The following is a 15,374-nucleotide window of genomic DNA, read 5'->3' on the forward strand; positions in this document are numbered from 1 at the left end:
GCGCAAGGATTATCTCACGCAAAGGCGCGAAGGAAAACCGAAGCATTTGCCCCCTTCGTCATCCCGGATCAAGTCCGGGATGACCAGGGATGCCCGGAATAGTCCATAGCGGAGAGGGTCGTGTCCTATCTCGTCCGGACCCCGTTAAGCTGCCCGCATGGCGGGCGGATGCGCACCGTCAACTTGACATATGTACCATAAATGATACATGGGGACATAATGGCTGGTAAGGTTTCCGGTGCAGCCAGAATCGAATTGCTGTTCTACCGCAGTGCCGCGGGAAACGAGCCGGTGCGGGACTGGCTGGTGGACCTGCCCGAACCGCATCGGCGCGCGATCGGGATGGATTTGCAGCGGGTCCAATATCGCTGGCCGGTCGGAATGCCGCTGGTCCGTCCGATGGGCAAGGGACTGTTTGAAGTGCGGACGCCCTTGGCCGATGGCACCGCGGCGCGGGTGCTGTTCTGTTTCCACGAGGGCGAGTTATACGCTCTGCACGCTTTTATCAAAAAGGCGCAAAAGACGCCGGAAGCCGAATTGAAATTGGCGCGGATGCGCCAGAAAGAGGTAGATAATGGCGGATAACAAGCATCGCGGATCGACGCTCGACAGCTTTCTGGAGAGCGAAGGCGTGCTGGGCGAGTTTCAGGCGCAGGCGATCAAGGAAGTGATCGCATGGCAATTGGCCGAGGCGATGCGCGAGCGCAAGATGAGCAAGACGCGTCTCGCGCAATTGCTGCACACCAGCCGCAGCCAGGTGAACCGCGTGCTCGACCCCAATGACGGCAATGTCACCATCGAAACGCTGCAACGCGCCGCGGCGCTGGTGGGGCGGCGGGTGGAGGTGGCGCTGGTGTGATGGGGGCGGCCGAGGATCTGGCCGACCTCAGCGCCTATGACGGCGCCAAGGCGGCGCTGGCGGCGGGCGAGGATGAGCTGGTGCCAGCCGACTATGCCAAGCGGCTGATCGCCGGTGAAAGCCCGCTGCGCGTGTGGCGTGAACTGCGCGGGCTAAGCCAGGTGAAGCTGGGGCGGTGTCGGGGGCCAATCGGGTGCAGATTGCCGACATCGAGGCCGGGCGCAGCAAGGGGTCGGTGGAGACGGTGCGAAAGCTGGCGGAGGCGCTGGGGGTTAGGGTAGATGATTTGGTTTGGGGGAAGCGGTCTGGCGGGACTGTCGTCAGCGGCTACAAGAAGCAGCTAGAGCGATACAAAAAGGCCGCGCGAACCGATTACGCGGTATTTGTCGTAATTGACTATGGAACAGGTGCAAAGGCTATTCGCGAAATAAAGGAATTTAGAGATAAAATTATAGCGCGAGGTGAACCGGCCTCAGAAATTGTGGTGATTGATGCGCGAAAAAAGCCTTCGCCGAGCAAAATGCGATAATCTAAAGCGCCAAGCTTTTTCGGATAACGGTGACAGTTGCAACGACCCCCAAACTCAAATGGGGTTGGTCACTCCGCCAATCCCAACTCCTGCCCCGCGTGAAATATCCTCAGCACCTCGACTATCTCGCCAAACCAATAGGCAATAACCGTCCGCCCCCGAAAATTCAGCGTTCGCACGCCCGGTGCGATGTCGTCACGTGGGGTGCCGCGTTCGGTAAAGGTGGCGAGGTCGGCGGCGTGGGCTTCGATCGCGCTGGTGTAGGCGAACGCCGTGTCGGGATCGGCGCGGTCGGCGATCCAGTCGTAGAGGCGGTAAAGGTCGTCGGTCGCGGTCTGGCGCCAGACGACGCGGAACGTCTTGCTCAAGCGGCTTTGTCCGTCCGCTTGGCGTGACGGGCGGCGAGGCCGGTGCGGACGGCTTCGGTCGGCTGGACGGGGCGGGTGTCGGCGAGCGCTTCGGCGACGCGAGCCTTGAGCAGTTCGTCGAGCAGCGCTTCCTCGCGGTCGAGTGCGCGCAGGCCCGCGCGGACGACTTCGCTGACCGAGGCGTAGCGGCCCGATTTGACGCGATCCTGCGCGGCGCTGGTCAGGGGGCCGAGGGTGACGGTGACGGGCTTTTCGGCGCGCGAGGCCATGGGCATTCTCCTATGACATTGTCATATCATGGGGATCGGGCGGTGGTCAATTGGCGCGCTGGTACTGGTTCCTGATCGGGAGTGCCGGGACGACGGCGCCGACGCTTGCGAGTCTCTCGGCCAGCTGTCACCTTCCGCCCCTGTCATCGGGAAGCGGAGGGTATCATGCGGATCAACCAAGCAGCGGGCGTCATCACCATATTGGCAGCGGGGCTTCTCCCCGGGGCCGCCACGGCGCGCGACCCCGCCAAGGTCCTGATGCCCGAAAATCCCGAGGCGCGGGCGTTTCAGGAAGCCGTCGGCTATGCGACCGCGGTGATCGCGGGCGATACGATTTACCTGTCGGGGGTGGTCGCGGGGCCGGCGAAGGGGGAGAGCGATCTGGCGCCCGGATATGAGCGCGCTTTTGCCCACATCGCCGCGACGCTGGCGCGCGCGGGGGCGAGCTGGGACGATGTGGTCGACATCACCACCTTTCACACCGACCTGGCCGCGCACATCGACGGCTTTGCCGCGGTCAAGAACCGCCATGTGAAGGCGCCCTTTCCGGCGTGGACCGCGATCGGGGTGTCGCGATTGTACGAGCCGACCGCGGTGGTCGAGATCAAGGTCGTGGCGCGGGTGGTGAAGAAATAGGGGGTGGGTGGGGGCTTTCCGCCGTATCGTCACCCACGCTCTCCCTTTGAAACAATCGGTCGTTCCCCGGTGAAAGCCGGGGTCCAGGGCGTGCTCGAAAGACGCTGGCGCTTTGGCGCTCTGGGCCCCGGCTTTCGCCGGGGAGCGGTTGTTGCAAGGGTGGATGGGGATGGCGTGGCGGGGCTGACACTGCCCCCCTAATTCAGCGCGTCGTTGATCGTCGTGAAGATATTCACGAGGCTGAGGCCGAGCATCTGGAAGGCGATGAGGCTGGCGAGTGCGATCAGCGCCGCGATCAGGCCATATTCGATCGCGGTGGCGCCGCGCTGGTCGGTGCGCAAATTGGGTCTGGTCATGGTTGTTCCCGCTGGTGTCTGGCGCGTTGGTCCCCGTCGCCGTGGCTAGGGCTTGCGGGCGAACAGGGTGTTTGCAGGTGCGGTTAACGGCGCGGCAGCGATGGGTGCGGTGCGTTTTGGCTTGACAGATTAACCAAAATGGTTCATACGGAGCGTTGTTCTATCCAGAAATGATATGGGAGATTGGTGTGGGGCGTTTGGTGGAGCGGGGTTCGTGGGGGGCGGTGGTTGAGGTGTCGGGCGGCGGTGAAGACCGGAACAGGCCCTCCCCCAACCCCTCCCGCAAGCGGGAGGGGAGCAGGCCGTTGCGCAAGGGCGCTACCCACCCCCAACCCCTCCCTAGAAGGGAGGGGGGCAAGAAAGTGAATCCCTTGATGCCGGGGCTGCGGGTGCGCGAGGACGGGTTTACGGCGGCGCGGACGCGGGTGTTTCTGGCGGTGCTGGCGAAGACCGGGTGCGTCAGCGATGCGGCGCGGGTGGCGGGGGTCAGCCGGACGTCGGTCAACCGGTCGCGCAGCCTGTTCGCGCCGTTCGACGCGGCGTGCCGCGCGGCGCTGGCCAAGGCGCTGCGCGGGCTGGCGGCGGTGGCGTACCAGCGCGCGGTCGAGGGGCGCGAGACGGTGGTGATCCGCGGCGGGCGCGAGGTCCTATCCGGCGACGATGTCAGCGGGCGGGTAATCCTCGGCCGACGAGGGGCAGCCGCCCTGTTTCATGACCGCGGGGCGGCCGGCGACGTACCAGGCCGCGGACCAGAGTTCGGGGTCGTCGCCGACCGCTTCGAAAATGCACACCTCACCCTTCGTGCCGTCGGGTCCGATAACGACGGCCCAATTATAGCGGTCCTCGGCGCGCCGCGCGCCGCCCCAGGCGAGGATGCGGCCGCCCGCGACGCGGACGATCGGCAGGCCGAGGCCGTTGTCGGCAAAGACGACCCGCGCGCGCGCCTGTGCATCGGGAACCGCAGTGGTGACGGCGGTCTGGACCGCGGGATGGTCGAGGAAGCGGTGACCGTTCACGATATCGAACGGATATTTGCCGATGTACGGCGTCAGATCGACCGGGCCGCGGCGCGCTTCCTTGACGCTGAGCGGGACCGAGGGGGTGATTTTGGGTTCGCTGGCGACCGGTTCGGCGGGGGTTTCGCGCGGCGCAGGGTCGGACTGGCCGCAGGCGGCAAGGAGAACAAGCGCGGCGGCGGCGAGCGGGGCTTTCATGGTCGTTCCTTTACGGTCGGTTCGCGGTGGTTATGTCGCAGCAGGATGGTCGCCGCGATGGCCATGATGACCCGGATCATCGTGGCGCATCAGCCGCCGCCTGCGGCAAGGCGCAGCGAGGCGGGGGTGAAGGTGCGGACGCGGTCGCGGCCGGTGCGCTTGGCTTCGTAAAGCGCCTGATCGGCCTCGTGCATCAGCGCGGAAAGATTGCTGCCGGGCGTGCCGATGGTGAGGCCGATGCTGGTCGTCGGGACGAGCGCCGCGGGTATATGGTCGGCGGCGGCAGCGGCGAGGCCGGTGCGCACCGCTTCCGCGAACTGGCGCGCGGTGTCGATCGCGGCGCCGGGGACGAGCAGCGCAAATTCCTCGCCGCCGATGCGGCCCGCGATCGTTTCGGGCGGCGCGATAGCGCGGACATGCGCGCCGAAGGCGGCGATGATCGCGTCACCGACGGCGTGGCCAAAATTGTCGTTGATCTGTTTGAACCGGTCGAGGTCGGCGATCATCAACGCGACCGGGCGGTCGTCGTCGAGACAGCGGCGGAGCGTCGGACCGGCGCGGGTTTCAAAGCCGCGGCGGTTGAGCAGGCCCGACAGATTGTCGTCGTCGACCTGGCGGCGCAGCTCGGCAATCTGGTCGATCGCGACGGCGACCATCAGGCTGATCGCGGCGACGATTGCGACCATCGCCTGGCTGAACTGGACCGTCGTCCAATACAGCGATTGCTGAAAGCCGTCATAGCTGTCGAACCCGCCGCCGAGGGCGAGCAGCACGATCGGCCGCGCGGTCAGGTTGATCACCGACAAGGCGGCGACCCAGAACAGCACGCGGTCGATCAGGTAGCGCTTCTTGATCGGCCAGAGCGCCGTAACGATCATCATCGCGATGATGGCGGCGCCGATGCTGATCGACAGGATGCGGCCGCCGATGCTGGGCCGACCGAGCAGGAACCACAGAAAAACCGCCATCGACAGCGCCGCGGTGACGGCCATCGCCCGCCAGGGGATCGGCAGGCCGTAACGGCCGATGATCGCCGCGGCGAAAAAGCCGCCGGTGGCAAGGAAGCCGATGTTGGCGGGGACGCGGTGGAGATCGTAAGGCAGCGCCGGGCCGACGTCGAGGATCAGGAAGGCCGCCGCCGAAGCCGCGTAAGCCGCCGCGGCATAAGCGACATACCGGTCGCGCCGGTTCAGCCAGAGCAGGAAAAAGGCGACCGCGAAGAGCAGCCCGATGCCGGGGTTGAGCAACTGGATGAAAATCTGACCCGACAAACTGCCTGCCTCTCCGCCCCCGAAGGTAGCGGGGTGATGGATAACGAATTCTTACTTTCCGGATAGTTACGTCACGGTTACGTCGAAAACTGCCGACCGGTCAGCTGGTTCCCCGCACGACGAGCCGGACCGGGATGCGGGTGCCGCTGCGGGTCCGGTCGTCATCCTCGAGCGCCATCGCGACCAGCGCCTCGCCCGCCGCATCGAGATCGGGTTCGAGCGTGGTCAGCGCAGGATCGGCGAGCGTGCCGGCGCGGATGCCGTCGAAGCCGACCAGCGCCACATCCTGCGGCACCCGGCGGCCGGCATCCTTGAGCCCCTGAAGCACGCCGAGCGCGAGCATGTCGGACGCCGCGAACACCGCGTCGACGTCGGGGTGCGCGGCGAGCAGCGCCTGCGCCGCGGCAACGCCCTGCGCATGGCGATCGGCGGCGGGGGGCGGTTCGGCGAGGATCGGCGCGAGCCCATGCGCCGCGAGTGCGGCGGTGAAGCCGTCGCGGCGCTCGTCGAACTGGCGCTGCGGCGATTGCTGCGGCCCGACGAAGGCGATGCGGCGGCGGCCGCGCTGCACCAGATGTTCGGCCGCCAGCTGGCCGCCTTCGTCATTTTCGCTGCGCATCCAGTGGAACGGGCTGCCGGGGCTGCCCCAGCAGACGAAGTCGAGGCCCGATGCCTGCGCCTGCGCAAAATAATCCCACGCCGCGCGGTTGCTGGTGGTGCCGATGACGATCATCGCGTCGGCGAGCCCCGAGGCGACGAAATCGGCGCGGAAATTGGCTTCGCTTTCCTGGAACGAGACGAGCAGGTTGAAACCGCGCGCCGAGGTCGCGGCGGCGATGCTGCCGAGCAGCGCGAAGTAGAAGGGGTTGATCGCGCTGCGGTCTTCCCCCGGGCGGCAGATGGTGACGAGCGCGATCGTCTCGCTGCTTTTGAGGCGCAGCGAGGAGGCGTGGCGGTCGACGACATAGCCCAGCTCGCGCGCCGCGGCAGACACGCGCGCGCGCGTTTCGGCGTTGACGCCCGGCGAGCCCCGGAGCGCACGCGAGACGGTCGATTGCGACACCCCGGCGCGTTCGGCGACGTCGAACGATGTCGGGCGCAGCATCTTTGCGGTCATGACGGCCTCTCCCCTCGCTTTGGGCCGGAAACCCGGGGGCGTCTGTCGCCGCGGGGGGCGGGCTTGTCAATCGGCGGCGGGCGGCGCGGCGATCAGGTGCGGGCGATCCGGTCGGGCCAGCGGATCGTGATGGCAAGGGCGTGGTCCGCGGCGCGGCGGTCCCAGCTGCCCTTCAGCTGGCGTTCGATCAGCGTGCGGATGAATTGGGTGCCGAAACTTTCGCTTTCGATTTGCGGCGTCGCGGCGAGATTGGTTTCGTTCCAGTTGAACAGGATATCGTCGCCCTCGCGCTGCCAGCCGACGGTCAGGTCGCCCTGTCCGGCGAGCGCGCCATATTTGATGCTGTTGGTGACGAACTCGTGGATGGCGAGCGAGAGCGCCTGCGCGCCTTCGTCGTCCAGCCGGACCTCGGGGCCGGCGACGGCGGCGAGCTGGTCGGGCGAGCGTCCGGCGAGTTCGAGCTCGCGGTGGACGATCCGGCCCAGTTCGACGCTGTCGACCGCGCCGGTGACCAGCATTTGTTTGGCGTCCGACAGCGCGCGCATGCGGCCGTCGAATTTCGTCTCGAATTCGTCGAGCGTCGACGATTCGCGTAAGGTGATCCGCGCGAGCGCACCGATGCGCGCAAAGGCGTTCTTCATCCGGTGCGCCATTTCGCCGATCATCAGCTCGCGGTCCTCGGCATGGCGCGCCTTTTCCTCGGCGAGCGCCTGCGCCGCGTCGATCCGGCGTCGCTGGACGCGGTGGAGCTGGGTCGCGAGCAGCGCGACCGCGATGCCGAAGATCAGGATCGCGAGCGGACGGCCCAGCCGCTCGAGGAAGCGCCCCGATGAAATGCGCATCGTCCACTGGCGATCGGCGACGCGCAGCACCTGTTCCTGCGCATCCCACCCCATGTCGCCCTTGCGGAACACCAGCGGCGCCGACGGCCCCTGTCCGGCATAGATTTCGATCCCGTCAATCGCGTCGAGCTGTGGCCCGAGGACGGCGCGCACCATGTCGCCGGTGCGGAAGGGAGCGTAGACAAATGCCTCGACCGGGCGGACACCGTCGCCGGTAACAATGGTCTGGGGGCTCGCGCCGTTTGCGGTCCGGGCATAGACGGGCAGATAGATCAGAAAGCCCGGCTGTTTGGCGGTCGCGGTCTTTTCCTGCGCGAGCTGGACGATGCCGCTCGCCGCAGGCTGGCCCGTTTGCCACGCGCGGCGCATCGCGGCGCGGCGCGTCGGTTCGCTGAACATGTCGAAGCCCAGCGCGGCGTCGCGGCGCGGGGTGTAGGGTTCGACCAGCGTGATCGCAAAGCCGACCGGCTGGTCGGTCGCCGGCCACACCTTTATGTCGCGGCCATAATTTTCGCGCAGCTTGGCCTCGATCGCCGCGGGGGTGCCGGCGCGCATTGCGGCGGCGATGCCGACGCCCTCCATCCCGGGGGCGTGGATTTGCGGTTGCAGCGCGGCCAGATAGGCGCGGATGCCCGGACCGCTGGCGCTGATGTCCGACTGATAGAGCGCGCGCACCCCTTCCAGCACCGCGACATGGTCGCGCAGCCGCATGTTGATCTGGGCTGCGACCCGTTCGGCACGATCGGCCTCTTCGGCCTGATTGTAGAAATAGCTGGCGGTGGCTGCGGCGAGTGTTGCGAGCAGGATGACCAGACCGACGAAGCGGACCAGCAGCGCCAACAGCCGATCAGCCCAGGAATTCGGGCGCATTATATTGTCCTGCCTTATTGGCTGCCGCAGCAGCGCCCCCCTCGCGAATCCGGTCTTCCATGCCGCGCGGCGCTTGGCAAGAATATTTCGCGCGGGTGCAAATTTGACGCAAATACGTTGCGATGCGCAACCTTTTGTCTATGCTGGCAGGCAGACAAAGGGAGGAGTGCGGGATGATCATTTACGGGTCGCTGGTGTCGCCGTTCGTGCGCAAGCTGCTGGGGTTCCTGGGTGAAAAGAACATCGCGTTCGAGCTGAAGGGCGTTGGCATCGGGGATCCCGATCCGGGGTTTCGTGCCGCGTCGCCGTTGGGGAAGATGCCGGCGATGGAGGATGACGGCTTCACCCTGGCCGATTCGAGCGCGATCATCCATTATCTGGAAGCCAAGCATCCCGAGCCCGCGCTGATTCCCGCCGAGCCCCGAGAGCGCGGGCGGGTGATATGGTGGGACGAGTTTGGCGACACCGTGCTGGCGGCGTGCAGCGGCAAGCTGTTTTTCAACCGTATCGTCGCGCCGAAGTTCCTGGGCCGCGACGGCGATCTGGCGGCAGCGGCGCTGGCGGAGAGCGAGGAATTGCCGAAGCTGCTCGGCTATCTGGAAAGCGCGATCCCGGCGTCGGGCTATCTGGTCGGCGACCGGTTGACGCTGGCCGACCTGGCGGTCGCATCGCCGCTGGTGAACTTGCGCCACTGCGGGTCACCGGTCGATATCGCAACCTATCCGCGGATCGCAGCGTGGAGCGCGGCGATACTGGCGCGCGACAGCCTGGCGCCGTGGATCGCCAAGGAGGACCGGATGATGGCGCGGGTGCAGGGCGGCTGATACCGAAAGGGCACGCTATAGCCAGCCGATGCGTTTGAAGCGCCAGTAGAGGCCGCCCGACGCGCCGAAAATGAGCGCCAGCACAAGCGGGTAGCCAAAGGTCCAGCCCAGTTCGGGCATGACTTCGAAATTCATCCCGTAGATTCCGGCGATCGCGGTCGGGACGGCGAGGATGGCTGCCCAGGCCGCGAGCTGGCGGGTGATGACCCCTTGCCGCTGCGCCTCGAGCAACCCGTTGGTGTCGATGACCGAGGCGGCAATATCGCGAAGGCCGGTCAAACGGTAATCGGCACGGTTCAGATGATCGAGCACATCGCGGAAAAACGGCCGGACCGGCTTGTCGATCACCGGAAGGTCGGCGGTGGTAAGTTTGCCGACGGCGTCCTTCATCAAGCCGGTAAGGCGCTGGAAGCGGATGATCTCGTGCCGCTGGGCATAGAGATTGCGGATGTCGGCCGCGTCGAGCGGTGTGTCCATGACGCTTTCTTCGACCCCCAGCAGCCGGTCCTCGATCTCGTCGATGACCGGGAAATAGCCGTCGACGATGAAATCGACGATCGCATAAAGAATATAGTCGGTGCCATGGCCGAGCAGCGCCGGGGTCGCTTCGAGCCGCGCCCGCACGTCGGTATGCGCGCGCGCCGACCCGTGACGGACGCTGATAAGAAAACGGCGGCCAAGAAAGATTGCGGTTTCGCCAGCCTGTATCCGACCCTGTTCCACATTGGCGGTGCGCGCGACAACGAAAAGCTGGTCGCCATAAACCTCGACCTTGGGCAGTTGGCGGCCCTTGAGCGCATCCTCGACCGCCAGCGGGTGGAGGCCGAAGCGACCGGCGATATTCTCCAGCTCGCCCGGGGTCGGTTCGTAGAGACCGAGCCAGAAAAAATCGCCTTCCTCGCAACTTTCGGGCAGTTCCTCGTCGGCGCCGATGTCACGAACAAGCCTGCCGTCGTGATAGACGCGGGCGGCGATGATGGGCATCGAAAAACTCCTGACCGTTTGGCGCTCCTATAAGCGTGGTGATACGGGTTGGGAAAGCGGCAGCACGCGGCGACGGCAGGCGATTGCTTCATCCGGATAAAACCCCTTGCCAAGTGCGCGCTACAAATGTAGCACGCTACAAATGTAGCGCATGAGGTGAGTCGCATGTTGTCTAGTTTGCCACCGCGGGAACGCGAGATTGTCGATATTCTCTATGAACGCGGTGCGTCGACGGTGACGGAGATCGGCGACGCGCTGTCCGACGAACTGTCGGGATCGGCGATCCGCGCGATGCTCAAGCGGCTGGAGGCGAAGGGCTTTGTGGCGCGCCAACAATCGGAGCGCGGCTTTGTCTATGCACCGAGCGTGTCGGACAAGACGGCGCGCAAATCGGCGCTGAGCCAGGTCGTGCGGGTGTTTTTCAACGGATCGGCAACCAGCGCCGCCGCGGCGCTGCTGGGCATGCAGGACGAGATGAGCGCGGACGAACTCGACGAGCTGGAAAAGCTGATCGGGCAGGCGCGCGAAGGGAGGGCGAAATGATGATCACCACCGCGATGCTGATCGGGCTTGCCTGGAAATCGGTGGTGATCGCCGGGCTGACGCTGGCGCTGCTGCGGTTGGCGCGGACGCGATCGTCGGGCGAGCGATCGCTGGTCGCGCATATCGGCCTGCTTGCGCTGCTGATGCTGCCGGTCGCTTCGCTGGTCCTGCCGCTGTGGCAGCCGCTGCCCGCAAGCTGGGTTGCCGAGGCGGCCCCGACGGCTTCCGTCCTCACCGAGACAGGGGGATCGGCGGTCGATCCGGCCGTCGCCGCGGCTTCAGTCCCTGCCGTGGCCGACACCGCCGGCCCGCCGCCGATCAGCCTGTCCGCGTGGGGCGATCTTGCCCCCTTTCTCTATCTTGTCCCGTTCGCGCTGCTGTTTGGAGTGATGCTGGTCGCGGTGCTGCGGCTGTTCGCGATGCGTCGGCGCGCCGAGGTGCTGGTCGACGGGTCCTGGCTGTCGGCGCTGGCCGAGGCGCAGCGGCGGATGGGATTCAAACATGGCACTGCGTTGCTGGTCAGCGACGAATTGCGCTCGCCGATCAGCTGGGGGCTGCTGCGCTCGACGATCGTGCTGAGCCCGAAAGCGGTGCAGGCGGTCGGCGAGGCCGAGGCGATTATCGCGCACGAACTGGCGCATATCACGCGGCTCGACTGGGCGAAACTTCTCGCTGCGCGCGCCGCCTGTGCGGTGTTCTGGTTCAATCCGCTGGTATGGATGCTGGCGCGCGAGAGCCACCAGCTTCGCGAGGAAGCCGCCGACGACGCGGTGCTGATGGCCGACATCGACGGCCCCGATTATGCCAGCCTGCTGGTCGGCGCGGCGCGGCACGACAACAAGGCGGCGTTGATGGCGGCGCACGGCGTCGCGCCGTCGCAGGGCAGCCTGAAACGCCGCATCACCCGCGTCCTCGATGCGAGCCTGCGGCGTGGACCGGCGAGCGCGAGCTGGGTGTTGATGAGCCTGGTCGTGCTGGCGGGGCTGACCGCGCCGCTCGCCGCCTTTTCGGCCACCGCGTCCGAAGAGCGGGCTACGGCGAAAGACGCCCGGATCGCGGCACTCGCCGCGCAAAAGTCGGCTCTGGCGACCAAGCAGCAGGCAACAGCAACCAAGGCCGAGGCAGCGGTGGTGGCCGAAGCCGCCGCGACCGACCGGCGGCTGAGCGCCGAGGAACTGGTAAGTCTGCGCGCGGTGGGGGCGACCCCGGACTTTGTCGCGCAGATGCGTGAAGAGAGCGGCCCGATGAGCGCCGGGGAGATTATTTCGGCCAAGGCGAGCGGGGTCGATCCTGCCTATATCCGGGCCATGCGCCAGATCTTTCCGAAGGTCGATGTCGGCGATCTGATCGGTGCGTCAGCACTGCATATCGAACCAGCCTTTGCCCGCGACATGAAATCGCATTTCCCCGACATCGGCATCGACGATGTGATCGCGCTGCGCGCGATGGGGATCGACTGCGATTTCGTCACCGACATGCAGAAGGCAGGCGTATCGATGCGCAGCGCCGGTGATGCGATCGAACTGCGCGCCACGGGGATGACCCGGTCGCGATCAAAGCCGAAACCGGCAGCCGCGCGGTCGCAGCGGGGCGCATCGGTCAGCACCGGTCCCAACGGGTCGATGGAAGCGCGCAGCGGCGATGGCCGTGTCGCGCGGATGGAATCTCCGGCACCGCCTGCAGCGAGCGCCCCCCCGCGCCCCCCGGCGACTGACGCGCGACAAACCGACGCCCGGACATTCGTCCAAGCCTGACCATCGTTGATCGAACCATAGTTTTGAAACGCCGCTGCGGGGGCGAGCGATGACGCTCGTCCCGCGCCGGCCCCAGGAGAAGCTGTATGAAAACCCCCGTACTCGCTGCCACCGCCGCGCTGCTGACCATCTTGACCTGCGCCGCGCCGAGCAGCGCCGCCGACCCGCTCGTCATGCGCGACATCGAATGGAAGGCGTGGCCCGGCAAGACCCATCCGCAATTGCAGGTGAGCCGCGAACGGTCGAGCAGTAGCCTGTCGCTCGACGGCCGCCGCCGTGAACTGGCGCCTGCGCGCGCCGCGATCGGGGGCGGTGCCGGTCCGGTGGCGTTCACCGTGACGCACGACGCAGGGACGCTCGCCTGTACCGGAGTGCTGACCCGCGCGTTTGAGGGTGGCGGCAGCTGTCGCTTTAATGCCGACCCTGCGTTCGAGGCGGCGCTGGATGCACGCGGGCTGAAACCCGACCGGCGCAGCGACACGCTGGCGATGCTGATGGTCGATGCGACGATTGTGCTGGCCGACGGGCTGAGCGAGGCCGGGGTCAAACCGAAGGACGCCAACGACCTGATCGCCGCGGCAGCGCTGGAGGTCACGCCCGCCTATATCCGCGACCTCAAATCCGAGGCATTGGTGCTGACGAAAGTCGACGATGCGATCGCGTGCAAGGCGCTCGGTGTCGATGGCGCCTATATGCGCGGACTGGCCGCGGCGGGCTATCGCAAGCTGAGTGCCGACGATGTGATTGGCATGAAGGCGCTGGGGGTCACTGGCGCGTATGCGACGGCGATGAACCGCGCGGCGCAGGGGGCCAAGTGATGCGGCTGGTCAGCCTTTGCGCTCTCTCCACCGCAATCGCGGTGCCGGCGCTGGCGCAGGAATCGCCGACCACCGGCAACGCACCGCCGCCAGCGGCGAATGAGGGTGCGGCAAGCGGCAACAGCGCCGGACGGCAAGTTTTTACTCCCGCCGATTTTGCCCGCTACGCGCCGACCAACGCCTATGACATGCTCAATCAGGTTCCCGGATTTTCGATCCGCGACAATGAAAATCTGCGCGGACTGGGGCAGGCGACGGGCAATGTGCTGTTCAACGGCGAGCGGCCGTCGAACAAGGGCGACGATATGTACACCCAATTATCGCGCATCCCCGCGGGCAATGTCGAGCGGATCGAGATTGTCGATGGAGCAACGCTGGATATTCCCGGTCTTTCGGGACAGGTCGCCAATGTCGTCTATCGCGCGGCAAGCTTTTCGGGACAATTTTCGTGGAAGCCCGAATTTCGCGCCCATTATACCGACCCGCTGCTGACCCGCGCCGACGTGTCGATCCGCGGCACCGCAGGGGCGGTGGAATATGAGGCGGCGCTGAGCAACGACGATTCGGCGCGCAGCGGCGCGGGCGGGGTGACGCTGATTGCCGATGGTGCGGGCAATATCGTCGAACGCCGTGACGACATCTGGAACACCCATTATGACTCGCCGAAACTGTCGGGACGGATCAAATGGGCCGTGCCGGGCGGCAGCATCGTCAATTTTGGCGGTCATTATCAGCGCCAATATTACCGCTATGACGAAGATGGCGTTCGCACGGCGGCGGGACAGGCCGACCGCCTGCGCACGGTGCGCGACACCGAAAACACCTGGAATTACGAGCTGGGCGGCGACTGGCAGTTCGGACTGGGGCCGGGCAAGCTGAAGCTGATCGGGCTACGGCGCTTTAGCCACGAACCCTATTCGCAAGAGGTTATCACCCGCTTCGCCGATGGCGCGCCGTCGACCGGCGACCGCTTTGCGCAGACCGGAAAACTGGGCGAGACGATCGCGCGGGGCGAATATCAGTGGAAGATGTTCGGCGGCGACTGGCAATTGTCGGGCGAGGCGGCGTTCAACAATCTGGACAATGTCGCTTCGATCGGGGTGCTCGTTCCCGGCAGCGGATTCGTCGACCAGCCGTTTGCCGGTGGTACCGGCGGGGTGAGCGAGGACCGGTACGAAGGCTTGCTGAGTTTTGGGCGCCCGTTGACGGACAAGCTGTCGTTCCAGATCGTCGCGGGGGCCGAACATTCGACCATCGCGCAGGCGGGGCCGACCGGAATCGAACGCAGCTTTTTCCGGCCCAAGGGGTCGTTGACGCTGAGCTGGGCGGCGTCGGCCGATTTCGACGCATCGCTGAAAATCCGGCGGCGGGTGTTGCAGCTGTCCTTTTACGACTTTCTGGGCCGCGCCTTTTTGAATGACGGCAACCAGAACGAGAATAATTTCGACCTGCGCCCGCAGCAGGACTGGAGTTTCGAGTTCGAGGCGAACCGGAAATTCGGCGCGTGGGGCTCGACCAAGCTGATCCTGATCCACCGCGACGTCGAGGACCGCGTCGACATCGTCCCGGTCGGCAATGGCGAGGCAGTGGGCAATATCGCCAAAGCAAAGGCCAGCGCGATCGACTGGACCGCGACGGTCAACCTCGACCCGGCGGGGATCAAAGGCATGAAGGTCGAAACGCGCGTGCTGTTGCAGAAATCGTCGCTGCGCGATCCGTTTACCGGCGAAAAGCGGCAATGGAGCGGTTTTACCGATACCGTGATCGAAGGCAGCGTCCGCCACGATATCCCCGGCAGCGACTGGGCATGGGGGGGCGGAGCGAATTACGGTCATTACCAGCCGCGCTATCGCAGCAACCAGGTCGATAAAGTGTGGGAGGGGCCGGTGTTTGCCAACGTCTTTGTCGAGCACAAGAATGTGATGGGGCTGACGGTGCGCGCGCAGGTCCGCAATATCGCGAACGCCCGTTCAAGGCGCGAACGGATCGTATATTCCGGCTTGCGCGGCGACAGCGCGGTCGCCTTTACCGAATCGCGCGACCGGCTGATCGGGCCGATCTTCTCCTTTTCGGCGCGCGGGACGTTTTGATCGCCGCCCGATCCGGTTCCCCGGCTTTCG

17 protein-coding genes are annotated in these 15,374 nt (G+C 66.0%); 9 read left to right on the top strand and 8 right to left on the bottom strand.

Going from position 1 to position 15,374, the window contains the following annotated elements; genetic code table 11:
- Positions 1 to 219: 219 nt before the first annotated feature.
- The 3 genes from IR187_RS08330 (at position 220) to IR187_RS16750 (ending at position 1,388) form a co-directional block, all read left to right on the top strand.
- Entirely contained in the window at positions 220 to 585 is a 366-nt protein-coding gene (locus IR187_RS08330; RefSeq protein WP_194954148.1) for a type II toxin-antitoxin system RelE/ParE family toxin, read from the top strand.
- The gene (locus tag IR187_RS08335; protein WP_194954149.1) at positions 575 to 859 is read left to right on the top strand and encodes a helix-turn-helix domain-containing protein; all 285 of its coding nucleotides are present in this window, start codon (positions 575 to 577) and stop codon (positions 857 to 859) included. Before IR187_RS08330 ends, IR187_RS08335 begins: the two co-directional genes overlap by 11 nt.
- Positions 860 to 1,052: 193 nt before the next feature.
- Complete coding sequence (locus tag IR187_RS16750) at positions 1,053 to 1,388, top strand: helix-turn-helix transcriptional regulator (protein WP_324187668.1); 336 nt, start codon at positions 1,053 to 1,055, stop codon at positions 1,386 to 1,388.
- A 68-nt stretch (positions 1,389 to 1,456) separates the two neighbouring features.
- On the opposite strand, the gene IR187_RS08345 is transcribed toward IR187_RS16750, so the two are convergent.
- Positions 1,457 to 1,756, bottom strand: a complete 300-nt coding sequence (locus IR187_RS08345) for a type II toxin-antitoxin system RelE/ParE family toxin (protein WP_194954150.1) — start codon at positions 1,754 to 1,756, stop codon at positions 1,457 to 1,459.
- The gene (locus IR187_RS08350; RefSeq protein WP_194954151.1) at positions 1,753 to 2,025 is read right to left on the bottom strand and encodes a ribbon-helix-helix domain-containing protein; all 273 of its coding nucleotides are present in this window, start codon (positions 2,023 to 2,025) and stop codon (positions 1,753 to 1,755) included. The genes IR187_RS08345 and IR187_RS08350 overlap by 4 nt, the downstream gene beginning before the upstream one ends.
- Before the next feature lie 165 nt (positions 2,026 to 2,190).
- On the opposite strand from IR187_RS08350, the gene IR187_RS08355 reads away from it, so the two are divergent.
- Complete coding sequence (locus IR187_RS08355) at positions 2,191 to 2,661, top strand: RidA family protein (protein ID WP_228765655.1); 471 nt, start codon at positions 2,191 to 2,193, stop codon at positions 2,659 to 2,661.
- A 197-nt stretch (positions 2,662 to 2,858) separates the two neighbouring features.
- On the opposite strand, the gene IR187_RS08360 is transcribed toward IR187_RS08355, so the two are convergent.
- The 5 genes from IR187_RS08360 to IR187_RS08380 form a co-directional block, all read right to left on the bottom strand.
- Positions 2,859 to 3,017: a Flp family type IVb pilin gene (locus IR187_RS08360; protein WP_194954152.1), complete on the bottom strand. Its 159-nt coding sequence runs from the start codon at positions 3,015 to 3,017 to the stop codon at positions 2,859 to 2,861.
- A 647-nt stretch (positions 3,018 to 3,664) separates the two neighbouring features.
- Positions 3,665 to 4,231 carry a hypothetical protein gene (locus IR187_RS08365; RefSeq protein WP_194954153.1) on the bottom strand — a complete coding sequence of 189 codons (567 nt, stop codon included), beginning with the start codon at positions 4,229 to 4,231 and terminating at the stop codon, positions 3,665 to 3,667.
- Positions 4,232 to 4,320: 89 nt separating this feature from the next.
- On the bottom strand, positions 4,321 to 5,502 hold the full coding sequence (locus IR187_RS08370) for a GGDEF domain-containing protein (protein WP_194954154.1): 1,182 nt from the start codon (positions 5,500 to 5,502) through the stop codon (positions 4,321 to 4,323).
- A gap of 100 nt (positions 5,503 to 5,602) precedes the next feature.
- Complete coding sequence (locus IR187_RS08375) at positions 5,603 to 6,619, bottom strand: LacI family DNA-binding transcriptional regulator (RefSeq protein WP_194954155.1); 1,017 nt, start codon at positions 6,617 to 6,619, stop codon at positions 5,603 to 5,605.
- Positions 6,620 to 6,711: 92 nt separating this feature from the next.
- Complete coding sequence (locus IR187_RS08380) at positions 6,712 to 8,331, bottom strand: CHASE domain-containing protein (protein WP_194954156.1); 1,620 nt, start codon at positions 8,329 to 8,331, stop codon at positions 6,712 to 6,714.
- A 173-nt stretch (positions 8,332 to 8,504) separates the two neighbouring features.
- Between IR187_RS08380 and IR187_RS08385 the strand changes: the two genes are divergently transcribed.
- Entirely contained in the window at positions 8,505 to 9,155 is a 651-nt protein-coding gene (locus tag IR187_RS08385) for a glutathione S-transferase family protein (RefSeq protein WP_194954157.1), read from the top strand.
- Between the two features lie 15 nt (positions 9,156 to 9,170).
- Here IR187_RS08385 and IR187_RS08390 read toward each other — a convergent pair whose 3' ends face one another.
- Positions 9,171 to 10,139: a magnesium and cobalt transport protein CorA gene (locus IR187_RS08390; RefSeq protein WP_194954158.1), complete on the bottom strand. Its 969-nt coding sequence runs from the start codon at positions 10,137 to 10,139 to the stop codon at positions 9,171 to 9,173.
- A gap of 165 nt (positions 10,140 to 10,304) precedes the next feature.
- Here IR187_RS08390 and IR187_RS08395 point away from each other — a divergent pair, with 165 nt between their 5' ends.
- From IR187_RS08395 to IR187_RS08410, 4 genes are all read left to right on the top strand, one after another.
- On the top strand, positions 10,305 to 10,682 hold the full coding sequence (locus tag IR187_RS08395; RefSeq protein WP_194954159.1) for a BlaI/MecI/CopY family transcriptional regulator: 378 nt from the start codon (positions 10,305 to 10,307) through the stop codon (positions 10,680 to 10,682).
- Positions 10,679 to 12,436 (top strand): M56 family metallopeptidase, encoded by a 1,758-nt coding sequence (locus IR187_RS08400; protein WP_194954160.1) that lies wholly within the window; start codon positions 10,679 to 10,681, stop codon positions 12,434 to 12,436. The genes IR187_RS08395 and IR187_RS08400 overlap by 4 nt, the downstream gene beginning before the upstream one ends.
- Positions 12,437 to 12,522: 86 nt before the next feature.
- Positions 12,523 to 13,254 (top strand): hypothetical protein, encoded by a 732-nt coding sequence (locus IR187_RS08405; protein WP_194954161.1) that lies wholly within the window; start codon positions 12,523 to 12,525, stop codon positions 13,252 to 13,254.
- Positions 13,254 to 15,344: a TonB-dependent receptor plug domain-containing protein gene (locus tag IR187_RS08410; protein ID WP_194954162.1), complete on the top strand. Its 2,091-nt coding sequence runs from the start codon at positions 13,254 to 13,256 to the stop codon at positions 15,342 to 15,344. Before IR187_RS08405 ends, IR187_RS08410 begins: the two co-directional genes overlap by 1 nt.
- Positions 15,345 to 15,374 lie beyond the last annotated feature (30 nt).

The sequence above is a fragment of the Sphingopyxis solisilvae genome, assembly GCF_015475875.1.
Taxonomy (GTDB): domain Bacteria; phylum Pseudomonadota; class Alphaproteobacteria; order Sphingomonadales; family Sphingomonadaceae; genus Sphingopyxis; species Sphingopyxis solisilvae.